General features: G+C 43.9%; 9 protein-coding genes and 1 pseudogene. 1 reads left to right on the top strand and 9 read right to left on the bottom strand.

Going from position 1 to position 17,553, the window contains the following annotated elements:
* Positions 1-59: 59 nt before the first annotated feature.
* The 9 genes and pseudogenes from recA to rpoB form a co-directional block, all read right to left on the bottom strand.
* A complete protein-coding gene (gene recA, locus Q4A91_RS02230) occupies positions 60-1,211 on the bottom strand; it encodes a recombinase RecA (RefSeq protein WP_303204403.1) in 1,152 nt (383 codons plus the stop codon).
* 54 nt (positions 1,212-1,265) lie between these two features.
* Positions 1,266-2,522: pseudogene (locus tag Q4A91_RS02225) on the bottom strand (competence/damage-inducible protein A).
* 72 nt (positions 2,523-2,594) lie between these two features.
* Positions 2,595-3,635, bottom strand: coding sequence for an LCP family protein (locus tag Q4A91_RS02220; protein ID WP_000592174.1), 1,041 nt, complete (start codon positions 3,633-3,635; stop codon positions 2,595-2,597).
* Between the two features lie 4 nt (positions 3,636-3,639).
* A complete protein-coding gene (locus Q4A91_RS02215) occupies positions 3,640-4,161 on the bottom strand; it encodes a GNAT family N-acetyltransferase (protein ID WP_303204402.1) in 522 nt (173 codons plus the stop codon).
* On the bottom strand, positions 4,151-4,594 hold the full coding sequence (gene tsaE, locus Q4A91_RS02210; RefSeq protein WP_303204401.1) for a tRNA (adenosine(37)-N6)-threonylcarbamoyltransferase complex ATPase subunit type 1 TsaE: 444 nt from the start codon (positions 4,592-4,594) through the stop codon (positions 4,151-4,153). Before tsaE ends, Q4A91_RS02215 begins: the two co-directional genes overlap by 11 nt.
* A gap of 83 nt (positions 4,595-4,677) precedes the next feature.
* Positions 4,678-5,301, bottom strand: coding sequence for a hypothetical protein (locus Q4A91_RS02205; RefSeq protein WP_303204400.1), 624 nt, complete (start codon positions 5,299-5,301; stop codon positions 4,678-4,680).
* 134 nt (positions 5,302-5,435) lie between these two features.
* The gene (gene ndk, locus Q4A91_RS02200; protein WP_000438281.1) at positions 5,436-5,855 is read right to left on the bottom strand and encodes a nucleoside-diphosphate kinase; all 420 of its coding nucleotides are present in this window, start codon (positions 5,853-5,855) and stop codon (positions 5,436-5,438) included.
* A gap of 109 nt (positions 5,856-5,964) precedes the next feature.
* A complete protein-coding gene (rpoC, locus tag Q4A91_RS02195; protein ID WP_303204399.1) occupies positions 5,965-9,630 on the bottom strand; it encodes a DNA-directed RNA polymerase subunit beta' in 3,666 nt (1,221 codons plus the stop codon).
* A 32-nt stretch (positions 9,631-9,662) separates the two neighbouring features.
* Complete coding sequence (gene rpoB, locus Q4A91_RS02190) at positions 9,663-13,274, bottom strand: DNA-directed RNA polymerase subunit beta (RefSeq protein ID WP_303204398.1); 3,612 nt, start codon at positions 13,272-13,274, stop codon at positions 9,663-9,665.
* Between the two features lie 441 nt (positions 13,275-13,715).
* On the opposite strand from rpoB, the gene Q4A91_RS02185 reads away from it, so the two are divergent.
* Positions 13,716-17,441 (top strand): pullulanase, encoded by a 3,726-nt coding sequence (locus Q4A91_RS02185; RefSeq protein WP_303204397.1) that lies wholly within the window; start codon positions 13,716-13,718, stop codon positions 17,439-17,441.
* Positions 17,442-17,553 lie beyond the last annotated feature (112 nt).

Below are 17,553 nucleotides of genomic sequence, written 5' to 3'. Positions count from 1 at the left end.
TCTCCTCTCGTGCTTAGTTATAGGTCACCCACTACAGTTGACATAGAGCCCTTTTATTTTTAATCTTCAATTTCGATTTCAAGTCCATCGCCTAGGTCAAGCGTTACTTCTTGGTTAGGTGCTAGATCTTCCGCAACAGTGGTAGGAGTTGTCCCTTCTTCATCTTCAATCAAGCCATATTGAACACGAACTTGGTGGTCAATAGCATCAAAAATTTCTGGGTGATCCGCCAAGTATTTCTTAGCATTTTCAGATCCTTGTCCGATTTTTTCACCCTTGTAAGAGTACCATGCTCCCGCTTTTTGGATGATATCGAGATCACTTGCGATCTTCAAGAGCTCACCAGTTTTAGAAATCCCTTCTCCGTACATGATTTCAACAAAGGCTTCCTTAAATGGTGGAGCTACCTTGTTTTTCACGACCTTGATCTTGGTTTCCTTACCGACATTGGTATCTTTTTGGTCACCAGTTCCCTTGATTTGCGTACTTCCACGAACATCTAAACGGACTGAAGCGTAGAATTTCAGAGCACGTCCACCAGGTGTTGTTTCTGGATTTCCAAACATAACCCCAACTTTTTCACGCAATTGGTTGATAAAGATGGCAATTGTTTTGGTTTTATTGATAGAAGCTCCGAGTTTACGCATGGCCTGACTCATCATACGAGCCTGCAAACCAACATGACTGTCTCCAATATCCCCATCAATTTCCGCACGAGGTACAAGGGCCGCAACTGAGTCGATAACGACAAGGTCAACTGCACCTGAGTCAATCAATTTTCCAGCAATTTCAAGACCTTGTTCACCTGAGTCTGGTTGTGACAAGAGCAATTCGTCAATGTTCACACCAAGAGCTGCAGCATAGGCTGGGTCAAGAGCATGTTCTGCATCGATAAAGGCTGCAATACCACCTTCTTTCTGTGCTTGCGCAACAGCGTGAAGGGCAACCGTTGTCTTACCAGATGATTCTGGTCCATAGATTTCGATGATACGTCCTTTAGGATAACCACCTGAACCAAGAGCAATGTCCAGAGCCAATGAGCCTGAGCTCATCACTTGAACTTTTTGCTCCGTGCGCTCACCCAAGCGCATGATTGAGCCTTTACCAAAGTCTTTTTCGATCAATTTAAGAGCATCGTTCAATGCTTTTTCACGGTCTGCTCCAAATTTTTTCCCAATTTCATCTAATTTTTTTGTTGGTTTTTTCGCCATTTTGTTCTCCTATATTCTACTGGTCCTTAGACCTACCTTTCATTATACCAAAATTTAGTCACTTAATAAAGCCTTGCGAACTAGGTTAAAGGCATGCATGACCACAATATGTCGGACATCTGCTCGACTCCGTCCTGCGATATTAGCCTTGATAACCTCTGTCCCTTTTGCATGTGCCAGTCCAATAAAAACTGTACCAGCTGGATGCCCCTCTAGGCTATCTGGCCCAGCTACACCTGTCAGACTGACTCCGTAGTCAGACTGAGTCTTGATCCGTGCCTGCTCTGCCATTTTTCGAGCCGTAAACTCAGAAACAACCCCGTGTTCTTTTAGCTCTTGCTCGGAAATATCCAGCATCTTAGACTTTTCTTCTAGGCTGTAAGTGACAAAACCGCCATTAAAGATTGCTGAAACGCCCGAAAAGTCTGCTAATGTCGCTTGAAAGAGACCTGCCGTCAAGCTTTCTGCCGCAGTAATGCTTTTCTGTCTCTTCTTTAGCTCTTCTACAACGACACTTGCGAGGCTGGTTTCTTCCCCATATCCATAACAGATGTCTCGTAGAGAAATTCCCTCGAAAGTTTGGCGACTCAAGATTTGACTTTCTAGGATGTCCAGTGCTTGATCAGCCTTTTCTTGACTAACTGCTTTTGTAGACAAGCGCAAGGTCACTTCTCCTGTTTTGGCATACGGCGCCAAAGTCGGATCGGTTTGATGGTCAATCAAATCCGCCAAAATGGTCACTAACTGACTCTCCCCAATTCCAAAGAAACGGAGCACTCGTGAGTATAACTTGGTACCAGTCATTAACTTGGGTAAGAGTTGATTTAAGACCATGGGTTTCAATTCACTAGGTGGTCCTGGGAGGACCACCTAGGTCACGCCATCCACTTCTGACACCCCTCCTACTGCTAAACCTGTCTCATTTGGCAGTGGGGTTGCCCCTTCTACAATTTGGGCTTGGCGCTCATTATTCGGCGTACGAGCATAGTCAGGTCTATGAGCAAAGAAAATATCCAGTTTCTCTTGTGCTTGAGGGTCAAACACTAGATCTTTTCCCAAAAATTTTGCTAGAGTTTGTTTAGTCAAATCATCCTCAGTTGGTCCCAAGCCTCCTGTCAAAATCACAAGATTGCTACGTTGACTCGCAATCTCAAGCAAGGACAAAAGACGAGCTTCATTATCCCCAACAGCTGTTTGGAAGTAGACGTCTACCCCGATTTCGGCTAGTTTCTCTGATAAAAACTGAGCATTGGTATTGACAATCTGTCCTGTTAAAATTTCTGTTCCAACAGCAATAATTTCTGCTTTCATGTTTCCTCCTACTTATCTATTCGAATTTTTTTGAAAAAATCGCAGGAAATTTCCCACGATTTGATTCTTTTCTTATTCTGCCTCTTCGTTTGAAGCATTAGTACTGGTTGAAGGTGCTGTCCGACCAAAGGCTGTTTCGTACAGTACCGCATTGGTTTCCAATTCTGTCACCGGCTCTTTACCTAGTGAACGACGCAAGAGATTTTGCATCTCGAGCATATGTTCTGAAGTAACAATCTGATAAGAAATTCCCTGTAGCTCAGCGTCTTCCCCACGCAATTGATGCGTTTCGATATTCTTGAAAGAATCTTGATAGCCAAGCAATTGTGGAATGCTCTTAGCTGATAAGTCTACATTGGTCTGCATATTATCACTCAAAGCTTTGAGGATGCCTTGATAATGACTCACACTGTTTAGGCTCAAAACCTTCTCAACGATTTTTTGAATGACTTCACGTTGGCGTTTTTGACGACCATAGTCTCCCTCTGGGTCTTGGTAACGCATCCGTGAATACACCAGAGCTTCCTCACCATTCAAGGTTTGTTCTCCAACACCGATGGAAATCTTATTAAACTCTTCTTGGTCAGCAATCGAAATTGGGAAACCGAGTGTATTGTTGACGGTGATCCCACCAACTGCATCCACCAATTGTTGAAGCCCCTGCATGTTAACCATCACATAGCGGTCAATGTGGATATTCATCATCTTTTGAATAGTAGAAATTGCAAGTTCCGCACCACCATTAGCATAGGCAGCATTGAGTTTAGCTTCCTGAACTTGACCGTTTCCAGTCTCAATCTTGGTCAAAATATCCCGTTCCAAACTCATCATAGTGGTTTTCTTTGTTTTGGGATTAACCGTCAAGAGAATCATGGAATCACTATTTCCCGCCCACGGATCTGTACGTTCCACATTTCCCGTATCTACCCCCATCAAGAGGATGGTCAGAGGCTCCGTCGCTTCGATAACGTTGGTTTCTTCCCCGATTTTTTTGTAAGTCTTTTTACTTAGGGTTTCTGTTCCCTGTTGGTAGATGGTATAGCCATAAACCGCTACACCTAAAACTGTTACTGCTAGGAAACCTAGCACCATTCCAATTAATTTTTTAATCATCTCGTTATTTATTTATCAGCTTGCCCATAAGACAAACATCTAAAAATATCCCTTCTGCTAAATAGGCTCCCCGTTCTTGTAAGCCTTCTGTGATAAATCCCATTTTTGAGTAGAGGCGGATCGCAGCCTCGTTTCGTTTTTGTACACTAAGTTGCAAACGGCGCAAGACGCCACTGACTTTAGCCCACTCGATGCCTTCTTCTAGAAGTATAGTCGCCAATCCTTGGTTCCAGAATTTCCTGCGAACTGCTAGAAAAACATCACCGATATGTCGAACTCTTAAATGTTGGTCCGCTGTGATATTTAAGACTCCTGCAATCTCATCATTCAGTAAGGCGAGGAGAGTAATTTGATTCTCTGAGGCAGCTTGTTTTTCGATAAAAAGAGCCATTTCAGAAGCTGTCATCATGATGCCATTTTCATCCAAGCTGGTAAAATCTGTCTCTTGACCGACACAATCTAAAAATGCAATTAAGGCTGTAGCATCTGAAATCTCTGCCTCACGAATACACAACTCATACTCCATCTTGAAGCTCCTTGATGAGTTGTTCAGCCCGAGAGCCATGAGCCGTAAAATGAAGACAACGCCCCTCAGCTTCTTTCAAAATTTCCAACTCCAAGTAAGAATCTGGTAAATCTTCACCCAAAAGATGCCCCCACTCAATAACAGTCACACCGCCACCAAAGAGAAACTCATCCAAGTCAATAGAATCAGCATCACCTTCGATACGGTAGACATCCAAGTGGTAAAGTGGCAAACGCCCTTCGTACTCTCTGACAATGGTATAGGTTGGACTTTTAATCATCTGACGGATATCCAAGCCCTTAGCAAGGCCTTTTGTAAAGGTTGTTTTACCCGCACCCAACTCTCCAGTCAAGATCAGAACATCGTCTTTTTGAAGCAAATGACCTAATCTTTCTCCGAGAGCTAGAAGCTCTTCTTCATTTTTTGCGTGCATGCTACTATTATACCAAAAAGTTTTCTTTTGTGTGAATTTTCTTTATGAACTTACTATAACAATTTTGAAAAATTCTCCTCTACTTAAAAGAATACAACTATTGAAAAAACAAACAAGATATCTCGAATCAGGTGTCCATAAAAGGAGATTTCCCTTTGGATACATTTTGGAAAAAGGAAACGTGCGCATAGAAAACCGACACTGATATAAAGGAGAATAGAGGAAATCACTAAGGGATTCCTCAAGAAAACCATCGTAGCTAGAACGGAAATGACGACTGTTTTCTTTTTATTTAGGTGATTTTCTATATCGCGAAAAATTTTATCAAAAGGTAAGAAAATCAATAGATCTACTCCTAGCAAGAAAAAGAAGGAGGGTAAAAAGAGGTCAACCAGTTCCTGCTGCAATTTGCTAGTGGTTTGGATGCTTTCTGAGAGAACCAGACAGGTTGCCAGAAGATTGACTACTAAAAGGAGGCAATAAACAAGACTCACTTTCTTTTGAACATGTAAAATACTGTGCCTAGACTGGTCTGCTGTATGGAAATAATTTATCCCAGCACAAAGAACAGAAAATCCTACTATCAAAATCAAAAAATAAGCATTGGTCTGTTTTAAAGATAAAAAGGATTCTTTCCATAATAGACAACTACTATAACTAATCTGGATGACTGCAATCAGTAACAATAGGCGAATTGATTTTACCATTTCTTTTCCCTCCCTATATGGGATTATACCTTGTGAGGAGTTTGAAATGATAGTTTCCGCCTCAAGTGTCCTTTTTTTGTGCTCAACTGACCAAAAAACAGCTCTGTTGTGAACAGAACTGTTCTTTTACCAGTCTAATCCTTAAACCAGAGAGCAATTTCACGTTTTGCAGAAGCTTCCGAATCGGAGCCGTGAACTACATTTTGAATAGCTTGATTGTCTCCTGCTGCTTTAGCAAAATCTCCTCGGATAGTTCCAGGCAAGGCTTCTTCTGGACGAGTAGCTCCCATCATACTACGCCAAGTTTCAATCACTTTCGGACCTGATAGAATGCCCACCACTACCGGTCCTGAGGTCATAAACTGACGGATAGGAGGATAAAAACTTTTTTCAACCAAGTCTTGATAGTGTTGGTCAATCAAAACTTCTGAAACCGCTGAACGTAACTCTAATTTTTCGAGTTTGAAACCTCGTTGTTCCATTCTTTGCAGAATTTCGCCAACCAACCCTCTTTTCACACCATCTGGCTTAATGATAAAGAATGTTTGTTCCATATGGACACCTCCTTGGCATTTTAGTTCTTCTATTCTACCATACTTTATGAAAAAGTGGGAAAATTTTCTGAAATAAAACAAGAGAACCCAAAGGTTCTCTTGTTTGCTTTTATTCTACTGTTTCTTCAACTTGGATTTCCACAACTTCCTCTACAGGAGCAAGTTCTGCCTCTTCTTGTTCTGGAGCCAGATATTCTGCTTCATTGATAGCTTGTGGTTCAAGGTTACGGTAGCGAGCCATACCAGTACCTGCTGGGATAATCTTACCGATGATAACATTTTCCTTGAGTCCAAGGAGATGATCTTTCTTACCACGGATGGCTGCATCAGTAAGGACACGAGTTGTTTCCTGGAAGGAAGCCGCTGACAAGAAACTATTGGTTTCAAGTGAGGCTTTGGTGATTCCCATAAGAACTGGGCGACCAGTCGCTGGAACTCCACCTGCGATAAGAACATCCTTGTTAGCATCTGTAAAGTCGTTGATGTCCATGAGGGTACCCATAAGAAGGTCTGTGTCACCTGGATCCATGACACGAACTTTACGGATCATTTGACGAACCATTACCTCGATGTGTTTGTCACCGATTTCTACCCCTTGGCTACGGTAAACTTTTTGTACTTCACCGAGAAGGTAAGTTTCAACTGACAAGACATCACGAACAGCAAGGAGACGTTTTGGTTGGATAGAACCTTCTGTAAGAGCTGCACCGCGAGAGACTTGGTCTCCAACTTCAACACGCATACGGGCTGTAAATGGAACCACGTACTCACCTTCGCCAGTTTCACCCTTAACGAAGACTTTCTTAGTACGAGTTGACGCGTCTTCTTCGATAGCTGTAACTTGTCCTTTGACCTCTGTGATGACCGCTTCCCCTTTAGGATTGCGGGCTTCAAAGATTTCTTGGACACGAGGAAGACCCTGAGTGATATCGGTATTTGAGGCAACCCCACCCGTGTGGAAGGTACGCATTGTAAGCTGTGTACCAGGTTCCCCGATAGATTGGGCAGCGATTGTACCAACTGCTTCACCAACTTCAACCGCATCACCTGTCGCCAAGTTGATACCATAACAGTGACGGCAGACACCATGACGAGTGTTACATGTAAATACAGAGCGGATAGTAACTTCTTCCACACCAGCATTGACAATTTCACGCGCCTTGTCTTCTGTAATCAACTCATTTGGACCGATGATCACTGCACCAGTTTCTGGATGTTTAACAGTTTTCTTAGTATAACGACCATTGAGACGTTCTTCGAGAGACTCGATCATCTCTTTTCCTTCTGCGATAGAACGAATCAAGAGACCACGATCTGTTCCACAGTCGTCCTCACGGATGATAACGTCTTGGGCAACGTCAACCAAACGACGAGTCAAATAACCTGAGTCGGCTGTCTTAAGGGCCGTATCGGTCATACCTTTACGGGCACCGTGAGTTGAGAAGAACATTTCGAGTACTGACAAACCTTCGCGGAAGTTTGAAAGGATTGGCAATTCCATGATACGTCCGTTCGGAGCGGCCATCAGACCACGCATACCGGCAAGCTGTGAGAAGTTTGAGATGTTACCACGGGCTCCAGAGTCCATCATCATAACGATTGGGTTCTTAGGATCTTGGTTGGCAACCAAACGTTTCTCCAATTTTTCACGAGCTGCACGCCATTCAGCTGTAACAGCGTTGTAGCGCTCATCGTCCGTAATCATACCACGACGGAATTGTTTGGTGATTTGTTCTACACGTTTGTGTGATTCTTCGATGATTTCAGCCTTGTCTTCAACGACTGGGATATCGGCAATACCCACTGTCAATCCTGCAAGAGTTGAGTGGTGGTAACCGAGGTTCTTCATGCGGTCAAGTAGGGCAGAAGTTTCTGTCGTACGGAAACGTTTGAAGATTTCAGCGATGATATTCCCAAGATTTTTCTTCTTGAATGGAGGGTTGAGTTCAAGATTGCTGATTGCTTCCTTGATATCTCCACCTAGTGGCAAGAAGTATTTAGCTGGAACACCTTCTGTTAAGTTGGCATTTGTTGGTTCTTGCAAGTAAGGCAGACCCTCTGGCATGATGTCGTTGAAGAGGATTTTACCAACTGTTGTCAGCAAGACCTTATGTTTTTGCTCTTCTGTCCATGGTTTGTTGAGGCTATCTGTTGCAATACCAACACGTGAGTGAAGGTGAACATAGCCATTGCGGTAAGCCATAACAGCTTCGTCACGGTCTTTGAAGGCCATTCCTTCACCCTCACGACCAGCTTCTTCCATAGTCAAGTAGTAGTTCCCCAAAACCATGTCCTGAGATGGAGTAACAACTGGTTTACCATCTTTCGGGTTCAGGATGTGTTCAGCAGCTAGCATGAGGATACGAGCTTCTGCTTGAGCTTCTTCTGAAAGCGGTACGTGGATGGCCATTTGGTCCCCGTCAAAGTCGGCATTGTAGGCTTCACAGACAAGCGGGTGCAAGCGAAGGGCCTTACCATCAATCAAGACTGGCTCGAAAGCTTGGATACCCAAACGGTGAAGGGTCGGTGCGCGGTTCAAAAGTACTGGGTGTTCTTTAATTACTTCTTCAAGGATATCCCAGATACGTTCGTCTCCACGTTCCACCAAGCGTTTAGCTGCCTTGACGTTTTGCACGATGTCACGGGCAACGATTTCACGCATGACGAATGGTTTAAAGAGCTCGATCGCCATTTCACGTGGCACACCACATTGATACATCTTAAGCGTTGGACCAACGGCGATAACGGAACGTCCTGAGAAGTCAACACGTTTACCGAGCAAGTTTTGACGGAAGCGCCCTTGTTTCCCTTTAAGCATGTGGCTCAATGATTTCAATGGACGGCTACCTGGTCCTGTGATCGGACGACCACGACGACCATTATCAATCAAAGCGTCAACCGCTTCTTGAAGCATACGCTTCTCATTTTGAACGATGATACCTGGTGCATTCAACTCAAGCAAACGAGCCAAGCGGTTGTTACGGTTGATAACACGGCGGTAAAGGTCGTTCAAGTCAGATGAGGCAAAACGGCCACCATCCAACTGCAACATTGGACGAAGGTCTGGTGGAATAACTGGAAGAATGTTGAGAATCATCCATTCAGGTTTGTTTCCAGACTTGTAAAAGGCATCCAAAACATCCAAACGACGGATGGCTTTGACACGTTTTTGTCCAGTAGCTGTCTTCAACTCTTCTTTGAGTTCGGCAATTTCTTTTTCAAGATCTACTTGTTTCAAGAGGTCTTGGATGGCTTCGGCACCCATTTTGGCAACGAATGATCCATAACCATACTCACGCAAGCGCTCACGGTATTCGCGCTCTGTCATGATAGACTTGTGCTCAAGTGGTGTATCCTTAGGATCAATCACCACATAAGCCGCAAAGTAGATAACTTCCTCGAGGGCACGAGGACTCATATCAAGGGTCAAGCCCATACGGCTTGGAATCCCCTTGAAATACCAGATGTGAGATACAGGAGCCTTCAACTCGATGTGCCCCATACGCTCACGACGAACTTTCGTACGCGTTACTTCAACCCCACAGCGGTCACAAACAATCCCTCTGTAACGAATGCGTTTGTACTTACCACAAGCACACTCCCAGTCCTTTGTAGGACCAAAGATGACTTCGTCAAAGAGTCCTTCACGTTCTGGTTTCAACGTACGGTAATTGATTGTTTCAGGTTTCTTGACTTCTCCATAAGACCATGAACGGACTTTGCTTGGAGAAGCTAGGGTGATTTGCATACTTTTAAAACGATTTACATCAACCACTATTTCTTCCCTTTCTATTCTAAGTGAACTGCTTATTCTTGTTCAGCAGCTTCTTCTGTTGCTTCCGCTTTTGTTGCTTTCTCTGCTTCTTCAGCTTCAAAGGCTGCTTTAGCTTCTTGGGCTGCTTTTTCGCGGGCTTTTTCAAGGTCATCTACGTGGATGACATCTTCGTCCATTTCTTCATCCAAGTCGCGAAGTTCCACTTCTTGATCATCTTCGTCAAGAACACGCATGTCAAGACCAAGAGATTGCAATTCTTTCACAAGAACTCGGAAGGATTCTGGAACACCTGGTTTTGGAATTGGTTTTCCTTTTGTGATAGCTTCATAAGCTTTCAAACGTCCGTTGATATCGTCAGACTTGTAAGTCAAGATTTCTTGGAGAACATTTGACGCACCATAGGCTTCAAGAGCCCAAACCTCCATCTCACCGAAACGTTGTCCACCAAACTGAGCTTTACCTCCAAGTGGTTGTTGGGTAACGGTTGAGTATGGTCCGACTGAACGCGCGTGCAATTTATCATCAACCATGTGATGGAGTTTGATCATGTACATGACACCAACTGATACACGGTTGTCAAACGGCTCACCTGTACGTCCGTCGTAAAGGATTGTTTTGGCATCGCTATCCATACCTGCTTCTTTAACAGTATCCCAAAGGTCTTCAGAACTTGCTCCGTCAAAGACTGGTGTTGCGATGTGGATACCAAGAGTACGAGCCGCCATACCAAGGTGGAGCTCCATAACTTGACCGATATTCATACGTGATGGTACCCCAAGCGGGTTCAACATGATGTCGACTGGAGTTCCGTCTGGAAGGTAAGGCATATCTTCTACAGGAACGATACGAGAGACAACCCCTTTATTTCCGTGACGTCCGGCCATCTTATCTCCGACCTTGATTTTACGTTTTTGAGCGATGTAGACGCGAACCAGCATGTTAACACCAGATTGCAACTCATCACCATTTGCACGTGTAAAGATCTTAACATCACGAACGACACCATCGGCGCCGTGTGGTACACGAAGAGAAGTGTCACGGACTTCACGAGACTTGTCACCGAAGATAGCGTGCAAGAGACGTTCTTCAGCTGAAAGGTCTTTCTCACCCTTAGGTGTGACTTTACCTACAAGGATATCTCCTTCTTTAACCTCAGCACCGATACGGATAATACCCATTTCGTCAAGGTCTTTAAGAGCATCTTCACCAACGTTTGGAATTTCACGAGTAATTTCTTCAGGCCCAAGCTTTGTATCGCGCGTTTCTGATTCATATTCTTCGAGGTGGACAGATGTGTAGACATCGTCTTTGACCAAGCGTTCGCTCATGATAACGGCATCCTCGAAGTTGTAACCTTCCCATGTCATGTAGGCAACGATTGGGTTTTGTCCAAGCGCCATTTCCCCTTTTTCCATAGAAGGTCCGTCAGCGATAAAGTCGCCTTTTTCAACGACATCGCCAACTTTTACGAGAGTGTGTTGGTTGTAGGCAGTACCTGAGTTTGAACGACGGAATTTTTGGATGTGGTAAACATCCAATGAACCATCTTCACGGCGAACTTCTACCTTGTCAGCATCTGCGTATGTAACTTTACCATCATACTGGGCAATAACAGCCGCTCCAGAATCATGAGCTGCTTGGTATTCCATACCAGTACCAACGTAAGGTGCTTTTGGATCAATCAATGGTACAGCCTGACGTTGCATGTTGGCACCCATGAGGGCACGGTTGGAGTCATCGTTTTCCAAGAAAGGAATACATGCTGTCGCAACAGCAACTACCTGTTTTGGTGATACGTCCATGTAGTCAACCACTTCTGCTGGATACTCTTGGTTGACCCCTTGGTGACGTCCCATGACAACTTTCTCAGCAAAAGTACCATCCTCGTTAAGACGAGAGTTAGCCTGCGCTACAGTATATTCATCTTCTTCATCGGCTGTCAACCAAACGATTTCGTTGGTCACAACACCTGTTTCACGGTCAACCTTACGGTATGGAGTTTGAACAAATCCATACTTATTCAAGTGTCCGTAAGATGACAAGTTATTGATCAAACCGATGTTAGGTCCTTCAGGTGTCTCGATTGGACACATACGACCATAGTGAGTATAGTGCACGTCACGTACTTCATATCCAGCACGGTCACGTGTCAAACCACCAGGTCCTAAGGCTGACAAACGACGTTTGTGAGACAACTCAGAAAGCGGGTTGTGTTGGTCCATGAACTGTGACAACTGTGACGAACCAAAGAATTCTTTAACCGCAGCTGTGACAGGACGGATATTGATGATTTGTTGCGGTGTTAAAACTTCATTGCCCTGAACAGACATACGTTCACGGACATTACGTTCCATACGAGAAAGTCCAAGACGTACTTGGTTGGCAAGCAATTCACCAACTGCACGGATACGACGGTTCCCAAGGTGGTCGATATCATCCACACGTCCGATACCTTCTGCCAAGTTAAGGAAGTAGCTCATCTCTGCAAGGATATCCGCAGGAGTTACAACACGAACCTTGTCGTCTGGATTGGCATTTCCGATGATGGTTACAACACGGTCTGAATCCGTTGGGGCAACAACCTTGAATTTTTGAAGGACAACTGGTTCTGTCAGAACAGCTGCATCGTTTGGAATATAAACAATTTTGTTCAAGTCGCCATCCAAGTGACTCTCGATACTTTCGATCACGCTACGAGTCATAATGGTACCAGCTTCTACCAAGATTTCACCAGTTTCAGGGTCTACCAATGGCTCCGCAATGGTTTGGTTGAGCAAGCGTGTTTTAACGTTGAGTTTTTTATTGATCTTGTAACGACCAACTGCCGCCAAGTCATAGCGACGTGGGTCAAAGAAACGAGCCACAAGCAAGCTACGTGAGCTTTCAGCAGTCTTAGGCTCACCTGGACGAAGGCGTTCATAAATTTCTTTCAAAGCTTCGTCTGTACGAGAGTCCATTGGATTCTTGTGGATATCTTTTTCAACGGTGTTGCGAACCAATTCGCTATCACCAAAGATATCAAAGATTTCATCATCACCTGAGAAACCAAGCGCACGAACCAAGGTCGTAAATGGAATCTTACGAGTACGATCGATACGAGTATAAGCGATGTCTTTTGAGTCGCTTTCAAGTTCCAACCAAGCTCCACGGTTAGGGATAACAGTTGAGCCGTATCCCACTTTACCGTTCTTGTCTACTTTGTCATTAAAGTAAACACCTGGTGAGCGGACCAACTGAGAAACGATAATACGTTCACCACCATTGATGATGAAAGTACCCATTTCGGTCATGATTGGGAAATCACCAAAGAAGACTTCTTGGGTCTTGATTTCGCCTGTTTCTTTATTAATCAAGCGGAAGGTTACAAAAATTGGTGCTGAGTAGCTAGCATCGTGGATACGTGCTTCTTCGAGCGTGTATTTTGGTTCCTTGATTTCATAGCCAACAAATTCCAACTCCATTGTGTCTGTGAAGTTTGAAATTGGCAATACATCTTCAAATACTTCCTTAAGACCATGATCTAGGAAATCTTTGAATGAATCCGTTTGAATTTCAATCAAATTTGGTAAGTCAAGAACTTCTTTGATTCTTGAAAAACTACGACGGGTACGATGTTTCCCGTATTGAACGTCATGTCCTGCCAAGATGATTCTCCTTTGTAAATAAATTCCAAGCCTTGTCAATCAGGCTTTTCTAATCGTCATATGGTTTTTAAAACCCCTATCACCGTGTCCCTTTGATAAATTTTCAGAATCTTTAAATCTTTGTTACAAACACTCAAAAGCCTGAAAAAAACACAAAAAGAGCAGCTAAATCTGACTTTTTCAGAAGATTTAACTGCTGTGAGCCTTGTCTGGACAATATTTCAGACAAAACCTACGACAAATGATTACTCATATTATACCTTATTTAGCTAGATTTTTCAAGGTTTTTTTACTATTTTTTAAACAATCTTTTCCTATATATTATTTTAAAATTTCAAGAGAATGAAGCATTCTATTTTCTCTTGAAAACCAAGAAAACGCTTGCACTAATGTTTACCTCGTGCTATACTGATAGGGAACAACTACACAAGGAGAATTGTGATGAAAAAGATCCCATCTCAAACTGAGAAAAAAATGATTTATGGTATTCGTTCTTTGAAAAACGGAACTGGTTCTGTCCTTATTGGTGCCAGTATTGTCCTGCTTTCTGCCGCAATGCCAACTATTTCGGCCAACGAAAACCTGCCTCAAACTCAGGAAAATACCAGCGCTGTGACCAAGGCCCCTACTGAGACTGAAACGAGTCAAACTCAAAAGGAAACGCCTATTTCTGAACAAAAGAATGCAAACGCTTCCCTTGATTCTAAAAAAGAAGCTCCAGCTGTGGAAACTACTACAGCGCCAGAAACACCCAAAACAGAAGATGCTACTACAAGCCAGGCTAACAGCAAGGAAGAGAAAGTAGACGCCAGCACTTCAACGCCAACTTCAGATCAAAAACCACAAGCTGACACATCTTCTGAAGAACCCATCGCAGATAATCACTTCCGTATCCATGTAAAAAAACTCCCTGAAGAGAACAAAGATTCTCAAGGTCTTTGGACTTGGGACGATGTTGAAAAACCGTCTGAAAACTGGCCCAATGGAGCCAAGTCCTTCAAGGATGCCAAGCAAGATGACTACGGCTATTATCTAGATATCAAACTCAAAAATGAGCAAGCCAAGAAAGTCAGCTTCCTCATCAACAATACCAAGGGGGATAACCTGACGGGAGACCGTTCTGTAGAGCGCCTCTCTCCAAAAATGAACGAGTCCTGGCTAGATGAAAACTACAAGGTATACAATTATCGCCCTCAACCAGCAGGGACTATTCGTGTCAACTACTACCGCACCGATGGCAACTATGATAAAAAATCTCTTTGGTATTGGGGCGATATCAAAAACCCAAGCAGTGGAGAATGGCCTGACGGTACTGACTTTACCGCAACTGGAAAATATGGTCGCTACATTGATATCCCACTCAATGAAGCTGCAAGAGAATTTGGATTTTTATTACTAGACGAAAGCAAGAAAGGCGATGATGTGAAAATCAGAAAAGAAGATTATAAATTCACGGATCTAAAAAATCACAGTCAGATTTTCCTCAAAGATGATGACGAAACCATCTACACCAACCCCTACTACGTGCACGATATCCGTATGACTGGTGCCCAACACGTGGCTAAAGCTCGTATCGAAAGCAGTTTTTCTACCCTCGTTGGAGCTAAGAAAGACGATATCCTCAAACACTCCAGCATCACTGATTACCAAGGGAATAAAGTAACTATCACAGACGTGGAAGTTGATGAGGCAGGTAAAAAAGTGACCTACATTGGCAACTTCTCTGACACCCAACACCCGTACACTGTCAGCTACAATTCAGACCGATTTACCACACGTTCAAACTGGCGCCTCAAGGATGAGTCCTACAGTTACGATGGTCCAGTCGGCGCAACTCTGAAAGAAGATGGCAAACGTGTTGACCTCACCCTCTGGTCTCCAAGTGCTGATAAGGTTTCCGTTGTTGTCTATGACAAGAAAGACCCTGAAAAAGTAGTTGGAACTGTCGCCCTTGAAAAAGGAGAAAAAGGAACCTGGAAACAAACTCTGGATGCAAACTCTGGTCTCGGTATCAGCAACTACACTGGCTACTACTACCACTACCAAATCGAGCGCCAAGGTAAAACTGTCCTCGTTCTTGACCCTTATGCCAAATCATTAGCGGCTTGGAACAGTGACCTAGCAAAAACAGATGCCGCTCATAAGGTCGCTAAAGCTGCCTTTGTCGATCCAGCGAAGTTAGGTCCGCAAGACTTGACCTATGGAAAGATTCGTAACTTCAAATCACGTGAAGATGCCGTTATCTACGAAGCTCATGTACGTGACTTCACTTCGGATCCCGCCATCGCAAAAGACTTGACCAAGCCATTTGGTACCTTTGAAGCCTTTATCGAAAAACTAGACTATCTCAAAGACTTGGGTGTGACCCACATCCAGCTCCTTCCAGTCTTGTCTTACTACTTTGTCAATGAATTGAAGAACCAAGAACGTTTGTCTGCCTACGCTTCAAGCAACAGCAACTATAACTGGGGATATGACCCTCAAAACTACTTCTCCTTGACTGGTATGTACTCAAGCGATCCTAAGGATCCAGAAAAACGAATTGCAGAATTCAAAAACCTCATCAACGAGATCCATAAACGTGGCATGGGAGCTATCTTGGATGTAGTCTACAACCATACTGCTAATCTCGACATCTTTGAAGACTTAGAGCCAAACTACTACCACTTTATGGATGCAGACGGAACTCCTCGTACTAGCTTTGGAGGCGGTCGTTTGGGAACAACCCACTACATGTCTAAGCGTGTCTTGGTAGACTCTATCAAGTATCTAGTTGAAACCTACAAAGTGGATGGTTTCCGTTTCGATATGATGGGTGATCACGATGCGGCTTCAATCGAAGAAGCTTACAAGGCTGCACGCGCCCTCAATCCAAATCTTATCATGCTAGGTGAAGGCTGGAGAACCTATACTGGTGATGAAAATACGCCTGTACAACCTGCTGACCAAGATTGGATGAAGAAAACAGATACTGTCGCTGTCTTTTCAGACGACATCCGCAACAACCTCAAGTCTGGCTATCCAAACGAAGGTCAACCTGCCTTTATCACAGGTGGCAAACGCGATATCAATACCATCTTTAAAAATCTCATTGCCCAACCAACTAACTTTGAAGCAGACAACCCTGGAGATGTTATCCAGTATATCGCAGCCCATGATAACTTGACCCTCTTTGACATCATTGCCCAGTCTATCAAAAAAGACCCAAGCAAAGCTGAGAACTATGCTGAAATCCATCGCCGTTTGCGACTTGGAAACCTCATGGTCTTGACTGCTCAAGGGACTCCGTTTATCCACTCTGGTCAAGAATACGGACGTACCAAACAATTCCTTGATCCAGCCTATAAGACTCCTGTTCCTGAAGATAAGGTTCCAAACAAGTCACACTTGTTGCGTGACAAGGACGGCAAGCCATTTGTCTATCCTTACTTTATCCATGACTCTTATGACTCTAGTGATGCTGTCAACAAGTTTGATTGGACCAAAGCTACAGATAGCAAAGCTTATCCTGAAAATGTCAGGAGCCGTGACTACATGAAAGGATTGATCGCTCTTCGTCAATCTACAGACGCCTTCCGACTCAAGAGTCTACAAGATATCAAAGAGCGCGTCCGACTCATTACTGTCCCAGGCCAAAATGGTGTTGAAAAAGAAGACGTGGCCATCGGCTACCAAATCACCGCTCCAAATGGAGATATCTACGCTGTCTTTGTCAATGCGGATGATAAGGCTCGTGAATTTACTCTAGGAACTGCCTTTGCTCACTTGAGAAAGGCCGAAGTTCTCGCAGATGAAAACCAAGCAGGACCAGTAGGAATTGCTAACCCTCAAGGTCTCGAATGGACTGAAAAAGGCTTAAAATTGAACGCTCTCACTGCCGTTGTTCTCCGCTTGTCTCAAGGTGGTGCCATTGTCGCCCCAGCTGTGGAAGAAAAACCAGAGTTTGATCTTTCTAGCTTGGAAGTTGAACCAGAACAAGGTCAAGCTCAAAACCTAGCAGCCAATCCTGAAACTCAAGAAACTGCTGCAGAGGCTCACTCTCAGAACCTCCTTCCAAACACAGGAACTGAGAACAAATCCCTTCTTGCCCTTGCTGGATTCAGCATCCTTGCCCTTCTCGGACTTGGATGGTTGAAAAAAATAAGAAAGAGAACTGATACTCAATGAAAATCAAAGAGTAAACTAGAAAGCTAGCCACAGGTTGCTCAAAGCACAGCTTTGAGGTTGTAGATAAGGCGAAGCTGACCTGGTTTGAAGAGATTTTCAAAAAATATAACCT

The organism is Streptococcus sp. (assembly GCF_030528045.1).
In the GTDB taxonomy this organism is placed as follows: Bacteria; Bacillota; Bacilli; order Lactobacillales; family Streptococcaceae; genus Streptococcus.
The sequence above is the reverse complement of the archived record's forward strand: the minus strand, read 5'-3'. Positions and strand labels throughout refer to the sequence as shown.